Annotated in this window: 12 protein-coding genes; 8 read left to right on the top strand and 4 right to left on the bottom strand. The window is 41.5% G+C overall.

What is annotated here, in order from left to right:
• Both I2483_RS12975 and I2483_RS12970 read left to right on the top strand, forming a co-directional pair.
• Positions 1-190 (top strand): hypothetical protein (locus tag I2483_RS12975; protein ID WP_207277565.1); only part of this gene is annotated, 190 nt, incomplete at its 5' end.
• Between the two features lie 295 nt (positions 191-485).
• Positions 486-755: an excalibur calcium-binding domain-containing protein gene (locus I2483_RS12970; protein ID WP_207277564.1), complete on the top strand. Its 270-nt coding sequence runs from the start codon at positions 486-488 to the stop codon at positions 753-755.
• Positions 756-1,064: 309 nt separating this feature from the next.
• Here the strand turns inward: I2483_RS12970 and I2483_RS12965 are convergent, their stop codons facing one another.
• From I2483_RS12965 to I2483_RS12955, 3 genes are all read right to left on the bottom strand, one after another.
• Positions 1,065-3,383 carry an S-layer homology domain-containing protein gene (locus I2483_RS12965; RefSeq protein ID WP_207277563.1) on the bottom strand — a complete coding sequence of 773 codons (2,319 nt, stop codon included), beginning with the start codon at positions 3,381-3,383 and terminating at the stop codon, positions 1,065-1,067.
• A 14-nt stretch (positions 3,384-3,397) separates the two neighbouring features.
• On the bottom strand, positions 3,398-4,801 hold the full coding sequence (locus I2483_RS12960) for an S-layer homology domain-containing protein (RefSeq protein WP_207277562.1): 1,404 nt from the start codon (positions 4,799-4,801) through the stop codon (positions 3,398-3,400).
• 95 nt (positions 4,802-4,896) lie between these two features.
• Positions 4,897-6,549 carry a hypothetical protein gene (locus I2483_RS12955; protein ID WP_207277561.1) on the bottom strand — a complete coding sequence of 551 codons (1,653 nt, stop codon included), beginning with the start codon at positions 6,547-6,549 and terminating at the stop codon, positions 4,897-4,899.
• 734 nt (positions 6,550-7,283) lie between these two features.
• Here I2483_RS12955 and I2483_RS12950 point away from each other — a divergent pair.
• The 3 genes from I2483_RS12950 (at position 7,284) to I2483_RS12940 (ending at position 10,963) form a co-directional block, all read left to right on the top strand.
• Entirely contained in the window at positions 7,284-8,582 is a 1,299-nt protein-coding gene (locus I2483_RS12950; RefSeq protein WP_207277560.1) for a glucose-6-phosphate isomerase, read from the top strand.
• Positions 8,583-8,976: 394 nt separating this feature from the next.
• The gene (locus tag I2483_RS12945) at positions 8,977-9,801 is read left to right on the top strand and encodes an alpha/beta fold hydrolase (RefSeq protein ID WP_207277559.1); all 825 of its coding nucleotides are present in this window, start codon (positions 8,977-8,979) and stop codon (positions 9,799-9,801) included.
• A 520-nt stretch (positions 9,802-10,321) separates the two neighbouring features.
• On the top strand, positions 10,322-10,963 hold the full coding sequence (locus tag I2483_RS12940) for a hypothetical protein (RefSeq protein ID WP_207277558.1): 642 nt from the start codon (positions 10,322-10,324) through the stop codon (positions 10,961-10,963).
• A 200-nt stretch (positions 10,964-11,163) separates the two neighbouring features.
• On the opposite strand, the gene I2483_RS12935 is transcribed toward I2483_RS12940, so the two are convergent.
• The gene (locus tag I2483_RS12935; protein WP_207277557.1) at positions 11,164-12,522 is read right to left on the bottom strand and encodes a S8 family peptidase; all 1,359 of its coding nucleotides are present in this window, start codon (positions 12,520-12,522) and stop codon (positions 11,164-11,166) included.
• A gap of 246 nt (positions 12,523-12,768) precedes the next feature.
• Between I2483_RS12935 and I2483_RS12930 the strand changes: the two genes are divergently transcribed.
• The 3 genes from I2483_RS12930 to I2483_RS12920 all read left to right on the top strand — a co-directional run bounded on the left by I2483_RS12930 (position 12,769) and on the right by I2483_RS12920 (position 17,556).
• Entirely contained in the window at positions 12,769-14,754 is a 1,986-nt protein-coding gene (locus I2483_RS12930; RefSeq protein WP_207277556.1) for an S-layer homology domain-containing protein, read from the top strand.
• A 638-nt stretch (positions 14,755-15,392) separates the two neighbouring features.
• Positions 15,393-16,670 (top strand): RNA-guided endonuclease IscB, encoded by a 1,278-nt coding sequence (gene iscB, locus I2483_RS12925; protein ID WP_207277555.1) that lies wholly within the window; start codon positions 15,393-15,395, stop codon positions 16,668-16,670.
• A gap of 184 nt (positions 16,671-16,854) precedes the next feature.
• The gene (locus I2483_RS12920) at positions 16,855-17,556 is read left to right on the top strand and encodes a hypothetical protein (protein ID WP_207277554.1); all 702 of its coding nucleotides are present in this window, start codon (positions 16,855-16,857) and stop codon (positions 17,554-17,556) included.
• The last annotated feature ends 117 nt before the right edge of the window (positions 17,557-17,673 follow it).

Genomic DNA, 17,673 nt, shown 5'->3' with positions numbered 1-17,673 from the left:
TATCTCCCTGCAATCCGATCATATCCCGGCGCAAGCGATCATATCTCCCTGCAATCCGATCATATCCTGGCGCAAGCGATCATATCTCCTTGCAATCCAATCATATCCCGGCGCAAGCGATCATATCTCCCCGCAATCCGATCATATCTCCCTGCAATCCGATCATATCCCGGGGCGAGCGATTATCTAACGCGGCAATCCGATCATATCCCGGGGCGAGCGATCATATCTCCCTGCAATCCGATCATATCCCAGCACACCCGATCATATAATGCTGCAATCCGACCATATCCCTCGCAACCAATTGCAACCATTTTTTAACAAGCTAGTAAATTAACTCAAACTCTGTTAAAGTAATCATATAGTTTAAGGGGGATGTCTTCAATCTGATCACTTTGAATGATCAGGTATAAAGGAAGGCGTTTTTTTTATGTCTATAGCTAGGTTCAACTAGAAGAGAATTAATTAAAAAGGAGGTTTTCGTTATGAAGAAAATTTTTACTGTCTTACTGGCATTTACGATTGCCATAGGCTTCTCATTCAATTCAGTGCATGTCGAAGCGGCAAGCGCGAAAGTCGTGACCTTTAAAAATTGCACAGAGTTAAACAAAGTGTATAAAGGCGGCGTGGCAAGATCTGCATCTGTCACAAATGTAGGCGGCAAAACAAAATACAAGCCATTTGTATCTCAGGCAATCTATGACGCGAATAAAAAAAGTGATCGCGATAAAGATTTAATCGCGTGTGAGAAGTAACGATAAAAGCTTAACATCACATGTTTTCTAAGACAGGTCCAGGAAATGTAGCGATGACAGTTTGTGCGGTCGTTAGGGAGCCTGTCAACATTTTTACACTAACAATCGAAAGGGGTAGGGGGTTGGTGTCCAACAAAACCCTCGAAGCCTCCAACGAACCGAATGAGTGTCCAACCAACCCCGCGAAGCCTCCAACGAACCCAGAAAAGCCTCCAACATATCGCCGCAAGTGTCCAACCACCACCGCAAACCCTCCAATCAACACAAAAAAAAAGTGCAGACCTCAACTCGGTCCGCACTTCTTTTCAATTAATTTCTCTTTTTCATCTGGACATACCTTTTACCAATTTCATATCCATATTTATCAAAGGCAATAAACACACCTTCACTATACAAGTCGAAATTCGTGATTTCATTGATTTCCTTGGTGAGGGCGTATAAACCTTGCCCCCTTGGAATCAATTCGTAATCGATGTCACCTTGGAGTGAATTGAAGCGCAGGATAACCCGTGCAGGCACTCCGCAACGCTCATTGATATACGTACTCATGAAGAACGAAGAGCTAGTACGTTCCAGTGTTGGTAATCTGAATAAATGGCTCGCCATCGAACATGTTGGAGCGGGAATGTCACATGTGACTTCTGAAAGGATGGATTGGTAAGCGATACCCAAGTCAATGCTCTCAGCGACATGGTAGTACTGGCCGCCTGTATCATGCGCAAGTTTTTTCAATAATGGTTCGTTCAATTGCTTTGCACTTCCGAGCCCGATGGTGTGAACTGTGATCCCTTGGGCATATGCTTTCTTCAGCATATCAAGTACTTTATTTTCGTTTGATTTACCGTCGGTTAGCAAAATAGCAACTCTTGGGCCATAACCCCTATAGTTTCTAAATGCTACGTCTAGACCGGCTGCAATATTCGTTCCACCTGATTGACTTACGTTATCAATAGATGGTCGTACATAATATGCCTGTTGAGATGGACTTAGTAAAGTACCTGTCGCATTAAATTTGGCAGCTAGACTGTATGAAGATCCCATCGCCGCTAAAAATTCTTTCGTTTTTGTAACGCGAAGTCTATCTTTATCGCTTCGCTGCATACTTCCTGAAGAGTCGATGATAAACGCAACTTCAACGTCAGTTGAACAACTATATGCACTACGTAGAGGCGGGTCATAAGCCACTTCGCGACCATGCGTTGTATTCAAAATAGAGGCAACATCATCTTTGTAGCGCGGATCTGATTGTACAATCTCTGCTGTAATTTCATCCACTATAGGTAGTGATGACCAAATGGACGACATGTAGATTGTTGCGACTCCATTAGAGAAATAAGCGTATTGATCGGATAGATAAGCACCTTCTGCTGAACGGAAACGAACGCGTCCATTATACCCCCGAATTACTTCACCGCCTGGACGAACAATTGTCGCGGTTACACGTGCCGATGAACCATCCGCGGGAAGCGTTCCATTAAATGAACTATATCCGTTAGTATAGTTATTATTATTTCCATTGATTTCAATCCGTAACTCAGCTTGTGGCGAATAATTCAACTGCACACTTACTGGTTTCGTATAGCAGTTTAAGTCCTTATTCTTATTATTTCTATCATTAATCTGAAAAGAGATTTCATCTGTTCGGTAAGTTGTCGAGGCGGGCGCGGTCACTTTTACAGTTAAATCCGGTCCGTCTGAGATGAAGCTTGAATTGTGATTGTTTTGTAGCGTGTAGCCCATTTCATTTCCTTTTCCATCAAACCATCTGTCATCCTGCGTAATCCTCGCCCCAACCTTCGATGTCACACTAAACGACAACGAATCCTCATAACTAATCGGGTCCCCCGAACAGGTCTTCAGCGACAATGTAACAAAAGTCGAATCCACACCATTCGCAATCAGTGAACCTTTTTCAACATCAAACGCAATCAGTTGCGAGTCAGTTGGCTTGGAAACGGGCGGATTAGGATCTTTCTCCGGTTTAGGGAAGAAGACAGTTTCCTTGCCAGTGAAGTTCGGCGGCACATCGTCCTTTTTATCTCCGCTGCCACCTGAACCCCCGTATAATCCAATCATAGAGCAATCGCCGTATTTAGACAGACGCTTGAAGAAATCAGCCGCGTCTGCACGGGTCATGGAAAGATTTGCACCATAATCTTGATAATCATTTTTACCGGTTGCTCCAGTGGCTAAATTGTTTGCGTACATATAGTTCACCGCATACGTTTCGCTCAAATCGGAACCTTGGAACGCAGCGATGATACGTGCGACTTGGCCCTTCGTAATTGGCTGCGTCCGCACCTTTTCATTTGTATAACCGTTCAAAGGAATATTTTTACTCCGCATATAACGATAATTGTCGCTAGAATCCGAGGACGAACAATCGAAACGGATAAGTAACGCAACGAATTGTGCTTCCGTCAAAATACCACCAGGCTTAAACGTACCATCTGGATAGCCTTTGATAAGCCCTTCCTTGTACGCCCATTCAATGGAAGAATAGGCGGGATGATCCGTTTTCACATCTTTGAAAGGGCTCGCCGCGCTTGCGAAAGAGGGAACTGCGGCAAGTAGTAAAATCATCATAAGTACAACTGCAATCGTTCTCTTTTTATAATTAACTATCAAATCTCGGTCCTCCCTCACTCAAAAAAGAGCATATCATCACGATAGTTTTGTTTTAAATCACTTTCTAAGAAATCAAGGAAACGGACAAGAAGTGCCGCAGATTGTGCCCGAGTTAACGGGGCATTCGGATTGAAACGATTTTTTTCATCTCCATAAATTAAGCCGAGTTCCGTAGCCACATATACACTGTCTTTACCCCAAGGTGGAATCTTATTGTTATCCACATAATTCGTACGGTAACCAGGACTCGGCGCACGGCCCTCCATTCCTAGTGCACGAATCAAGATTGCGACAGCTTGTACACGTGTAACGGGGCTATTTGGCTTAAATTCATCCGGTGTAACGCCCGTAATAATTCCTTTTTCAACAGCACTTTCAATGAATAGATAATCCGGATCTTTCACGTTTAAATCGTTGAAAATTGCTTTTTTCGGTACTTTACTCTTTTTCGGTTGCTCAAGTACACGAATGTCGACCGCTTTCAATACACCAACCGTAAACTGATACCGTTTCATTGGCGTATTCGGCGAGAAGAACTGCGATTTTTCATCAAACACACCTAGTGAATACAGTCGTTCAATATCATCTTTTGCCCAGTGTTTGGCGACATCACGGAATTTAGGAACGATGAGTCGCTCAATTTTTGGAACATTTTTTTGGGATAAATGAACAACACCTTTACCCTCCCCATAAGGAATATCATACGTATATTCACCAATCATAGTAGATTTACTTATGACGGCGTGTCCTCCCGTGAAGCTGGATAGGGAAGGGTCATGTGCTTCGTATTGCAACGTTCTAGACTTGCTATCAGATACTTTGCTTGTTACGAAAGCAGATCTTTCATTTGAAACAATCTCATAATCTATAATTTGTGTTTCAGTTGCTCCCCAGAAGTTTTCATAGCCCATATTACGACCGCTTACATGAACGTTGATCAACTCTTCTGTTTTATAAGCTTTATTGGCTACTTTATAAATTTTGCGGCCGACAATATTGCCGGAATAATAATCAGAAGCAGGGCGGTTATCGCTCACTGCGCCTTGTGAAAATTGATAATCATCGAGCGTGTACGTTAAGTTCTTGCCAATTGTTACTTTTTCAGAAAAGCTTTTCACGGATGTCTGAGCAGTCGTTTGTCCCTTATCGGCTCGTTTGTCGATATCGGATACATAGACAACACTGCGCGTTAACTTATCGCCAGCCTTACTCGCTAATGTAAAACGGTAAGTAGACGTTAGCTGTCCCTTATTCTCCTTTTCGGTAACAGTTGCTTTCCCCGAGAAAGTGATTGGGTAGCCCGTTAAAAAGAACACTTCCTCATAGACATATTCATTGAGGACACCACCGTTGAATTCAACCGGTTTAGCCTCTGCCGACGGCGTTGCCATCAAGATTGAAAAAACCAACGCACACATAAAAATCCCTAACTTATTAATAAAACTTCATCCCTTTCTACACGTAAGGCTGCACCACAAAGCCGCTAGTGGCTGTGCGGTGATTCAGACATACTTCAATTGACAAGTAGAACTCGCCCTTTTACTTTCGATTCATGCAGGACATAAACACGTTCTCCTGGTATTAAATCACTTGCTTGTATGACCTTACCGTCACGAATAATGGTTGCTTGTTCAATGTTCATGCTAGAAATATTTCCTGCTGTATTCCAATAACCATTCATCCACTGACTGACGTTTCGGATACTGATGATGCTAGATTTATGTCCTTTAATACTTTCGATCCTTCCGACAGATACTAGAGTAGCTGTAGGTGCTTTTGGATCGATAAGATGAGCGGCAACAATCGTATTATTGGCTACATAGAAGTAACCAAAGCGGTTTACATGGTGTCTCATTTCATCTTGCTGCGGAACAATCGTAATGACAGAACCACCAAAATCTTCGACAGCACCCGTATCATTACTAAATCCAAATTTCGGCGCCGTTACAGGCCTCCAATAGTTGTTAGACAGCAGCGAAGCGTTTTTTAGCGTGACAGTGTATGAGTTGCCTGAACTAATCTGGCCGAAGTAGATCGAGTGATTCGTCAAGTTCGGGCTTTGGAAACCGTCATTCGTAATGTGCACAACATTTGCGTATTGGCTCTTCTGAACGCCGTCCGTTACAACAAATGCTGTTCCGCTCGCTAGCAAACTGTTCGAATCAATCAATCGACCGTTTCGGACTAGAATGGTACCCGGATTATAACGAACAGAACCGGCATTTTTCAGTCCTATCAAGTTCGACGTCGTATTGACGAAAGTCATCGGCTCATAAATAGTACGTTCATATGTTTTCTTAATGACCATCTTCTCGATCACTGGTTGTCCGAATTGACTAACCGTCACAAAATAGACGTCATTATTCGCGTAGTAACGCAAGCGATCCGGTTTAATTTGTTCATTGCCCACGTAAATGGGTGTTTTCGCAGAGTATGTATAGCTGCTGTTACTTTGCGGAGCAGTTGGTTGCCACTTCCAATCGCGGAACATCATTTCATTCGACACGATTAGCTTGTTAGTTGTAGCGTCAATTCGCTGGATCGTTCCTTTATAGAGCCCTTCAATTTTGATACCCTGAACAATCACTTCAATGGAATCAACGAAGTTCGTATCATATTCGGAAAAAATGAGCTTCACACGATCTCCCTCGTATAGAACACTTAAATCTGTCCGCTCAGTCCCTTTTAGGATGTCGGTTTCATGTGTTAAATAATACGTTTTTGACTTGCCGTCATCGAGTCTGACTGTGATGAACTTGCCATCCTTGTCAATCTTGCTGACAGTTCCCGTGACGACTTTATCACGATGTTCAATCTGAGCAGGTTCTGAACCTGTCATACCCCGCAGTGCTTTTACACGGCGCAATTCGACATCGACTTCCACTTCCATACCGAGCTTGAACGCATCAATCGTCGTCATAACCGAATCGACCGACAACTTGGCAAACTTATCGATAGCCAACGTCATCGTCCGTCCTTGCTCATTTTTAATCGTAATGCTTTTCAAACGTTTTTCGGTCGTATTTTTATCCAGCTGTACGTCGTCATACGTCACATCCACAAATGTACCGTTTACCGGTGCACTTGCAGCGGCTGAATTAAGGTAGAATTGATTTGAAAAAAGCAACAGGATAATAGCTGAGAAAAACAAGCGTTTCTTAATCAAGTGTAATGCCTCCTATATACATATTTAGTAAGTTTTTAGGTCCTATGTAGATAAACCAGTCCTTAGGTAGTATATCGGGAGGAACAGGGAGAATGTTAGGGGGAAAGTGGAAATAATGATATTTTTTTGGGTGTTTGCCTAGCGTAAAGAACTGTCTCATTCTATCAGGCATCACATGAGTAATTGCATACACTTGAGGTGTTTAGCCCTTCTCACTAGTATTTCATGTGAATAGTTGGTTAATAAACTAGGCGTGATCAATAAACAAGCAGTTGAAGATCAGCTATACGGGCGATTATGCTTAATAAATTAAGCTGTTTTCAAAATCTAAAAACGCGAATCCACTTTTTGATGGTGTCACAAAAGAACGTTTTTTACGGTTTTTTGACCTGGAACAGTGTCTAGCTCCAGGCGCCAACCGCTTGAGTATTAAGTAATTTAAGAAGTTTTGTCGTAAAATCAGTTAAAGCAATTTTTTCGGAATTTAGAATTGAAGTTACGAAGGTTCTTGGGCATAATAGAGAAGGAGAGTTTTGACGATCTGTTTTCGATCGCCCAGTAAGAAGAGGCACACCTTATGAGAAATGAGTTAATACCCTATCATGATGAAAATATGAGTGGGAGTTGAAAATAATAGATTGTTATTGAACCAACAACAAACTGTCAGAAAAGCTAGAGGAATAGTGACTTCTGGCTTTAATTGATAAAACCACCAAGAAGGGGAGAATGTTGAATTGTCAATTCCATTAACATTAAATCAGTCACATATAGCTGCAAGTAAACTTGAGGAACTATTTGATACACAAGTGAAAACGATTCATCAAGAAATGAACAAAGGTACTTCTGAAGGTGCTGATTATTTGGGGTGGAAGAATTACCCGAATGAGATTCCGTTAAATGAACTACAAGATGCGCTGAATGTAGCAAAAAAATTACGTGAAAATGCAGATTTGGTTGTTGTCATCGGTATCGGAGGTTCTTATTTAGGAGCAAAAGCGATTCAAGACGCACTATCACCGTATTTCGAAAAAAAACCGGGTGATCCTGAAGTACTCTTTGCTGGCCAAAACTTAAGCGGCGCATATATGAAACAATTAGTGAGCTATATGGGGAGTAAAGAAGTTGCTGTCATTGTTATTTCGAAATCTGGAACAACAACGGAACCTGCGATTGCTTTCCGGATATTGCTTGAATACATGGAAAACCGTTACGGTTCATCCGCGAGTGAACGAATTGTTGCGATTACCGATAAATCAGAAGGTGCCTTGAGGGAATTGGCTGTGCGTTCAGGATTTGCGACTTTCGTTGTACCAGATGATATAGGCGGTCGTTATTCCGTTCTTACGCCAGTTGGACTACTCCCACTTGCAGTAGCTGGCATCGATATTGAACAACTCCTTGCAGGAGCAAAAGCAGCTGTTCATGATCTGTCGAACGCAGATATTGCTTCCAATAGTGCTTATCATTATGCGGCTTTACGAACTCACCTGTTAGCTGAAGGTTATAATGTTGAAATTTTAGCAAGTTTTTCCCCGAATCTTGAAATGTTTAATGAATGGTGGAAGCAGCTCTTTGGTGAAAGTGAAGGGAAGGGCGGAAACGGTATTTTCCCTGCAGCCGTCGCTTTTCCTACCGATCTACATTCCCTCGGTCAATATATACAAGATGGTCAACGGATGCTCTTTGAAACGTTTGTCCATTTTACAGACGACGCGGAGGATTGTGCAATCCCTTCAACTAAAGAAAATTTGGATGGTTTGAATTATCTGTCCGATAAAACAGTAAATGAAATCAATGATGTAATGATGCATGGCGCTATGGAAGCGCACCAAGATGGAGGCGTACCGGTACTACGTCTTGAAGTGGCCAAACAAGATGCCTATCATGTTGGTTATTTAATCTACTTCTTCCAACTATCTTGTGCAATGAGCGCTTACTTGCAGGGCTTAAATCCTTTTGATCAGCCTGGTGTTGAGGAATATAAAAACAATATCTTTAGATTGTTGGAGAAGCCAGGGCATGTGACAAGATAATAGTAGTAAGTTTTGGTGTGTAAGTAGCGATTCAGAATCCTTACTATAATGAAGATCAGACATGTACGTAGATGTCTGATCTTTTTTTGTGTGAAAGAAATTAGTGGATTGTGTTAGATAGGATTGTCCTATACAAGCAAAAGCGGTTTAAGGACAAGTAGTTGATTACTCAAGTGGAATTGTACGGCAACTACTATGTATAACGTGCAATTGTTCCTTTGTGACAATAAAAAGTAACCTAAAAGACTTCATACGATTCTTTCACGCTAGCACAAGACATTTGTAAACAAATGAATTACAATAGTATTCATAACATAACAAAAACCGACAAGATTCATCACTATAGTAATAGGTTTTTGTGTGGATTGCGCTATAGGGAAGAGGGTAATTTTAGTTGTTACATTATGAAACGCATAACTTAAGTCCTCAGCATGAGTGGGTCGTATTTCTGCATGGATTGGGCGGAAATTCAAATATATGGTATAAACAAGTGAAAGAATTTAAAAAGCATTTCAATCTTCTCTTTATTGATTTAAGAGATCATGGCGGCTCTGCAAACTATGAACCTGAAATGTTGACGTATACACCTGAAATGTTATCCAAAGATGTTGTGAAGGTATTAGATTCCCTTTCGATTGAAAAGGCTCACTTTGCGGGAATTAGTTTGGGCTCTGTTGTCTTACATGCGATGCATATTTACGCTCCCAGTAGAATTAAGAGCATGATTTTAGGCGGTGCAATTATCCGGTTAACACGTGCTGCGAAAGTGATTCTGAGAACAGGAAACCTGCTTAAAAGTGTGGTGCCCTATATGTGGTTGTATAAAACATTTGCACGTATCCTAATGCCTAAAGCGCACCATAAGAAAGCAAGGGACGTTTTCATCCAAGAAGCTAAGAAAATCCGTCAAAAAGGGTTTATTAAATGGTATCGATTTGCTGCCAAGGTTTGCGAAATTTATCCGCAAATTGATAGTGTAAAACATGAAATTCCCAAAATGTACATCATGGGCGATCAAGACTATATGTTCCTTGGTCCTGTTGAAGAAGATACGATAAAGGACAAATGCGCTAAAGTGCATATTATTGAGCAATGCGGCCATGTTTGTAACATTGAGAAGCATAAAGAGTTCAATCAAGTAGCCATACAGTTTATCAAGGACCAAGTTAAAATGGAGCAGGAACCACCAGCAACAACAAAGTTTGTTACTAGTGCGTAACGTTAAATGAGGACCAGCCTTGGATTGTAGGGCTGGTTTTTTTGTGCAATATATTCAGTACTACTTATTTAGAATTAACTATATAGATTGAGTTTGTGATTCCATTCAATAACGCTTCGGCGCTTCGGGGATGCCTCCCGCCATAAGCCTGCCAAGCTTCGCTGCCAGTCTTATTGCTTCGGCTGCCCCTTTTAAGGCGCCTACGCTTATTTAATATGCCGTATTCAGTACTTCATCCTATATAGGTGCCATTCCTCACCCATACAACGAACAAATCTAGCGAAGAAGCGACAAGTGTGAGCCGAAGCAATAAGACTGACAGTGTTCTTCTGACAGGCTTATTGCGTAAGGCCATCACCAAGCGACAAAGCGATATAGTAATTAAACTCAATTTGTTAAGAGTCGACTATCTATCGTATTTTAAATATATATTCACAATCCCAATCTAGAGAGTATGTTCCTAAGCATGTTATGATTAAACTATGGATACGCAAAGAATAGTGAAAAGGGTTGAAGCATCGTGGATAAGAAACAACAACAGTTAGTTGCATACTACTACAACAAGTTTACTGAAAGAAATTTTGATGAAAAGGACTTCTATAGTTTCATGATGCTGGTTCGAGACGATGCGCATGGAATTGAAAGCGTTAATGAGCTTGCCAACTTCATAGCGTTAAGGGAAAAGAGCACGGGTTATGTAGGAGAGTACCTTGGTGAGTGTAAGCAGATTATCAATAATCTAGGCAATGGAGTCAAAGCCAGGAAAATTGAGGATATCTTCTCGTTCAAAGAAATTAGAAACGGTTTTAACGCGTTGTTTTTGAAATATGACTATGAAAAATTGCCTGCTGAAATCATCAATGATTTCATATTATGTACGATATCTTTATTGCAGGACGTAAAATTAGTGTCGGGTAGTTTGAATAAAGAAGTGGGGCATTTGAGTTTTGCCGTTTCTAGCAAAGAAGTATTCTTGATGGGGAATATGAAAACATTAAACAAAGGTCGCTATATTCCGGTTACTTTTCAGGTTTTGTCGGTCAAGAATACCTACGAGGCAATAACGCCGCAGGATAAAAATGATACACCTTATTTGTTTAATGAAGAACTGATTGAGGTTGTCAATATTGAAGGAAATCTTGTGATAACGTTTCCGGAGTGACTTTTTGGTGCGAAATGGCGGTATTCAAGCCCTTCCCAATTGTATAATAATGAAATGAAGGTTAGACATCTACAAAGACGTCTAACCTTTTTAGTATGTTTATTCGGATGCGCTCATTGTTTGTTGCACCCAAACAGAACCCCGTCATCCCAACGAAAATTAAAAACACCAGCCAAAGTCCAACTTTGACCGGTTCTTATCTAATCCCCAGTATGAAAGTCCATCTGATAACTCTTCCCGTTTTTTACACGAATCACAAGCTTATAAGACGTAGAGGCGGCATAAGGAAAGATTGGTGTAGCAATAATCTCCTTGTTCTCGATGTTGGAGCGCAACCTAATCGGCACTGCGTCACTGCCCCGGAAAACGTGAACGTCAATAACATCCTTCGTTGAAAGTTGCTGGGTAAACTCAATATGCCACTCCTTCGTCAAAGGCACATTCCTCACCGAGGGGAGCGAGATGAAGTCCGAAAAGTCCATCCCCGCCACGTCCGCGCTCGCACTACGTGGTTCGTCATACGACGCGACATTGACAATACCCTCACCGAAAATCGGATCCCAGCCAACAGCACCTCGATCATCGACATATTTCTTCAACAGCCGTTCAATATCCTTAATAGAACGGGTCGGATCATTAAGTTTTATCATCGCTGCAATGCTACTAACAAACGGCGCGGCCATTGAAGTACCACTTAGACTGCCATAGCGATTACCTGGTAAACTTGAAACAATCCCGACACCAGGAGCGGATAGGTCTATTGCTTCGCCCGTATTACTGAAACTTGCGCTGTTGTCATTTTGATCGGTAGCGGAAACAACAATTATACTTTTTTCGGAAGCCGGAAAGTAATTCGCGGTATCCGCCCCGTTATTCCCAGCAACGACAACCACAAGGACATTGTTCGAAATCGCATAATGGAGTGCATCAGCCAAGTACTGCGAGTAATCTTCACCAACAAAGCTTAAGTTAATAATATCCGCTCCATTATCAACCGCAAATCGGATGGCTGTCGAAATATCGGAATCATAGCCTTCGCCTTTTTCATTCATTGCGCGAATCGGCATGATCTTCACATTAGCCGGCGTTGAATCGGCAATGATGCCCGCAACATGCGTCCCGTGAAAATGGACATCCACCGGGTCGGAAGTATTTTTAATCACATCATATCCCGCTACAATCCGATCTTTCAGCAGCGGATGCGTGTAATCGACCCCAGTATCAATGACTGCGATAATAACGCTACCCTTACCCGGCACCAGTTTTTCCGCTATCTTTTTTGCACCAATCCGTTCCTTCCCCCAAGAAACCGAAGGGGCATTAGCTTTCTCTATGGCAGCATAGCGAATGAAATCGGGCTGAAGTACTTCAACTCCATTAAGAAGTTCAAATTCCTCTTTTGAAATACTTTCGATAAATTCACTACCATCTTCAGAAACAAATTTAACAAGTAATCGATTGTTTTCTTTAGATGAAGCAAAGACCTCATTTGATGCAGGGGTAACAAATGAAATTCCCAGAATGAAAAAAAGTCCAATTATAGATAAAGTGTTCTTCATAAATACCACCCTTGTATATAGTTAGTCACATGCTTATGTATCGGATAAGATGGGGAGCTATTAAGGAAACAGTAGGAATAAATTATCAGAAGTGACTAATAATAATTTACTGTCTAATATAGAATACCTACTATTTCTATGATAGGATAAAAATAGTAAACTAAAATTATAGTAGGTACGTGGTAATTGTATCTAATTATATGTTAAAATGGGTTATAAGGAAAAATTTAATTGGAGGTTGGAAGAATGAAAAAAAGCACTTATCAAAAACTATTCAAAGCTTCACTAGCAACAACAGTAGCAACGGGGGCATTCGTTGCAGCAGTACCTACTTTTGCACAGGCAGAAGTGGCGAAAGACGTTTCTTTCAAAGATGTTAAAGATACACACCAATTTTATGAAGCTATTAAAAGTTTGACATCTAGAGGCGTTATCAGTGGCTATGAAGACGGTACATATAAGCCAGGACAACAAATCAGCCGTGCACATGCTGCAAAAATCATGGCATTGGCACTAAACTTAGACACTGAAAATGTAGTAGATCCAGGCTTTAAAGATGTGAAAAAGGGCAGTCCTTATTATGGTCATATCGCTGCACTTGTACAAGCTGGAATTATTAAAGGCTATGAAGACAATACATTTAAACCAGCAGGTAATTTAACACGCGCTCATGTCGCTCAAATGCTTGTATTAGGATTTAAATTAGAAGAAGAGAAACTTTCAAATCTTCCATTTAAAGATGTTAACAACAAACAATGGTTTGCGAACCATATTCAAACATTGTTCTCTAACAAAATCACGGCGGGAACAACTGCAACTACTTTCTCACCTAACGCATTCGTAACACGTGGACAAGTTGCTTCGTTCATCTTTAAAAGTGAAGCAGTAACTAAAGTAGAAACGCCTGAAGTTCCAGTAGCAGAGCAGAAAGAATCGACACTCGTAAACATTTCGGCTGATAAAGTCGAATTCGCTGAAGGGACATATACAATCCCAGCTATCTTGAAAGACGCATTCAGTGCCTCTAATTTAGACGCTCTGAAAGGCGCAGTCGTCAAGTACTCAGTTATGGATGGTATGATCGTAGGCGTTAGTGCAATTGAAATTAAAGCAAGCGGTACTGCTGAAAAAAATCTAGTAATCGATGGACAAGGTTTAGTGTTCCCAGGCAATCTAACGATTAATGGAGACTATATCCACTTGAAAAACCTTACAATTAAAGGTGCTTTCGAGGTTGGTAAAGAAGCGAAAAATAGCTTCACTGCCGAAAAAGTTATTGTTGAAGGAACTACGAAAGTTTCAAACAATGCTGCATCTACAGCGGCAGCACAAAATGGCGTTCGTTATTCTGTGGCGGCAACAGAGCCAACACCAACAATCATCTTCATCGATTCTACATTTGCAAACGTTGAAGTTACTAAAGATGGCATTATTATCGAATACAAAGGCAGCACACAAGTTAAAGAATTCATCTTGTCAGCTAATGTTATCCTGAAAGCTGCTGATGGAATCACAATTCCAAAAGTGACGATCCAAGCGGGAGTTACGGCAGTAACGATTGATGCAAACGTAGGAAACCTTACAGTCAATTCAACTGACAAACTAACTATCTCAGGTACTGGAAACATTGCAGAAGTAACAATTGAATCTGGCAATGAAGTGAAGGTAGATACAACAGGAAAAGTCGGCAAGCTTGATATCAAGTCGAAAGACGCGAAAATCTCACTTGGTGATAAAACAAAAGTAACAAATCTTGTTCTTCCTGCAGGAGTAGCTGCAAAAGATATCATCCAAGATTATGATAAAGTAAAAGGTAACATCGAGAATGTCGGTGGAACTCCAGTAGTAACACCTGGAACTGGTGGCGGAACGGTAACACCTCCATCAGCTGAAGAGGTATTCGAATCAGCAGTTCTAGCTAAATTGGCTGCAGTGACAATTGCTCCTGCAGATTCAGGTGTAACAGTTGATTTCTCTCCATCAACTAACATTTTCACTGTTACAATTTTAGATGCAGATAAATCTACAACAGCTCTCGCTGGAACAGGACTGGTAGAAGCATTTACCGGAGATAGCGGCGTAACACCTGCTAGTGTATCCGTTATAAAAGGCCAACTAATTGCATTAGTGGCTGGCGCTGATAAGCTAGGGAAATTACCTAGTTCAATTGTTATAAACGTTACATTAACAAGCGGTCCAACAATTGCATATACAATCAACTTTAATAAATAAGCAATGCAGAAATCCCCTCAACGTCTATTTCTGGACGTAAGGGGATTTCTATCTGTTTTGCGATAAAAGTAGATAACGTAGCCCTGAATTATTGAAGCGTCCAACCAACTCCGCGAATCCACCAACAAACCTAGTAAAGCCTCCAACCAATCTGTGAAAGCGTCCGTCGGACCCAAAGCCTTCAACCAGCCCTGCAAAGCGTCTAACGAACCCAGTAAAGTGACCAACCAACTCCTCAAAGTGTCCAACGAACCAGAAATCCACCAAATCCATCCAATTAAATTGTTACCAATTATGGCGTTATTCCCCATTTATGGTACAATAGAACCTGTATACGTTTAGAAATAACCATGAAATAGAAAAACGCGTATTAATCATAGTCAACTACCCACCACTCCACGTCAATAGAAGTTGGAGTGGGGGCTTGAGAGAGCCTAAGTTGTCTAGCCTCAGTCTTGTAGGACTACGTTGGTTCGGTGATCACACCCTGGGATAATGCTCTAGTCCCTTGCACTGTGTCGGCTCTGTAAAAGCTCTGTTGGGTCGGAGCGGTCAACCGAATTTGGCGACATGTAATGTCGGAAGCCTTACCAACATTGGCGAAGGGTGACAAACTCCAGAAAGGGAGGGAATACGCTATGCTCGTATTCGTAGTTAATAAACATGGGGAGGCGCTCATGCCATGCCCACCGCGAAAAGCAAGAATGTTGCTGAATGAAGGAAAAGCGAAGATTATTGGTTATCAGCCGTTTAGTATCCAGCTATTGTATGGATCCAGCGGCTATAAACAGTCAGTAAAAGTAGGCACGAAACTTGGAGAGAAACATATCGGTATTGCGGTTACATCCGGAGATTGTGTACTGATGAAAGGTGAAGTTGAATTACGGACTGATGTAAAAAGTCTGCTCGAAACACGTAAAATATACCGACGCATTCGTAGACAACGAAAAACAAGATACCGAAAAGCGCGGTTCCTGAATCGTAAGAAGCCAAAAGGGTGGTTGCCGCCAAGTTTGGAAAGTCGAACCGCGAACACTTTTCGTTGGATCAATCGTTTTAGTAGTTTGCTGCCCAACCCGACACTGCATATAGAAATTGGAAAATTCGAAGTACAGAAGCTAATCAATCTAAGTGTGGGGGGCGTTAGTCAACAATTGAGTAATAGTGAAGGCTATTACAATACCCGGTATTTCGTATTCGCGAGAGACAACTATACGTGCCAAGTATGTAAAAAGAAAAACAAAATAGTAAATACGCATCAAATTATATCCAGGACACAAGGCGGAAGCGATCGTGCGGATAACTTGATCACCGTTTGCACCGATTGCCATACGTCGGACAATCATCGTCCAGGCGAGATCTTTTGGCAGTGGATGCAAGATGGGAAAAAACTGAGGTCCTATAAAGAACCACCTTTTACCAACAGTTCACGAAGCCGCGTTTACGAGCAGTATCCGAATGTAATTATCTCATATGGTAGCGAAACGACGTCCCATCGAAAATTGATTGGGTTAGAAAAGTCACTTGTGAATGATGCCATTGCGATAACGGGGATATCAGCGATTATGAGGATAACTGGAACCACCTTCATGGCGAAACAGTTCCGTAAGAAAAAGCGAAGCCTGCATGAAGCGACCGCACGTAAAGGACGGAAGCAGCCGAACACGAACAGCAGACGTAACTCGAAAAATACCAAGGCGTCCAAAGGATTCTTTTTGAATGATGAAGTGCAAACACGTTGCGGGAACATCGGCTACATTAGTGGCTTTACAGGGAAAAACGCCTGCTATGTCAAGTCGATTAATGGTGATTACATCGTTATTTCTGGAAAAACGCATAAACAACAACCGCTTAAGGGACTTGTAAGACGAAGTCATCAAGGCAATTGGCGCTATCGACTACTACATGATGCTTAAGGACGACAGTTCCTAGTTAAGGATTTGATTGGAATTAAAGAGACGACAGAGAGTGGCACAACCAGACCACTGTCACCTGAACAACTATAAAATAATTAAAAATGTCGAATAGTGTCTGTTTTGGTACAACAATTTCTGAGTTTCTGTTAAACTGGTAACAACATGATAGTGAAGGAGAAGTCTATTGAAGAAAAAACTAAAAATTTTCTTACTATTACTACTAATTATTATCTTGGCCACCACAGGTGCTCTTCTTTATTTCATTAAATTCAAAGAGTATGATGTAGCGGATGAAGAAGTGGCACAAATCATTGAAGACCCGTATAAGATTGAAATGCCTGACGGAACGACGATTACAGTGGATGCGAATGGAGACGTTGTGGATTCAGCTGGGACTACTTCAACCCCCGTAACCGAGGGAACTTCGTCTGAAGGAACTGCTGCAGACGGCAGTAAAGGGGAAGGGAAATCTTCGGGCGATAAAGTCCCTAGCTCGACCACTGGGGATAGCGACACCAACGAACCAAGTCAAAAACCGACAGTCGGTTCAATTAAAAAGAAGTATGTCCCGGTACTTGAAAATCTCCAGTCACAGGCTGACAACAAGCTGAATACATTGGTCAGTCATGCGAAGAAGGAGTACAGCGGGAAGAAAGCGAATGGGGAAAGCATTAGCTACGGTTATTTTTACACTAAATACGTAGGTACTGCAAACGAGCTTGAAGCACTTACCGATGTAGTATTTGAAGACGTCATCAAAGTAGTGGAGAAGGATCTAGTAGCAAACGGCTTTGATAAATCCTATGCACAAAACTTAGTCGATGATTATAATGCGAAGAAAAAAGCACGGAAAGACAGTCTTCTGAACAAGGTAATAGGTCTGTAAATTGGAAAAGCAAGAGTCGCGTTTCAGCGAACTCTTGCTTTTTTCTATGTCTAGACTCCAGGTGCCAGCCGCTTGGGTCATAAGCAATCCAGCTATGTGGCAAAGAGCGCCACGTCG

Origin of the sequence: Sporosarcina sp. E16_3 (assembly GCF_017347125.1) — a bacterium.
In the GTDB taxonomy this organism is placed as follows: domain Bacteria; phylum Bacillota; class Bacilli; order Bacillales_A; family Planococcaceae; genus Sporosarcina.
Note: the sequence above shows the minus strand (reverse complement) of the source record. Positions and strands in the feature narration are given on the sequence as shown.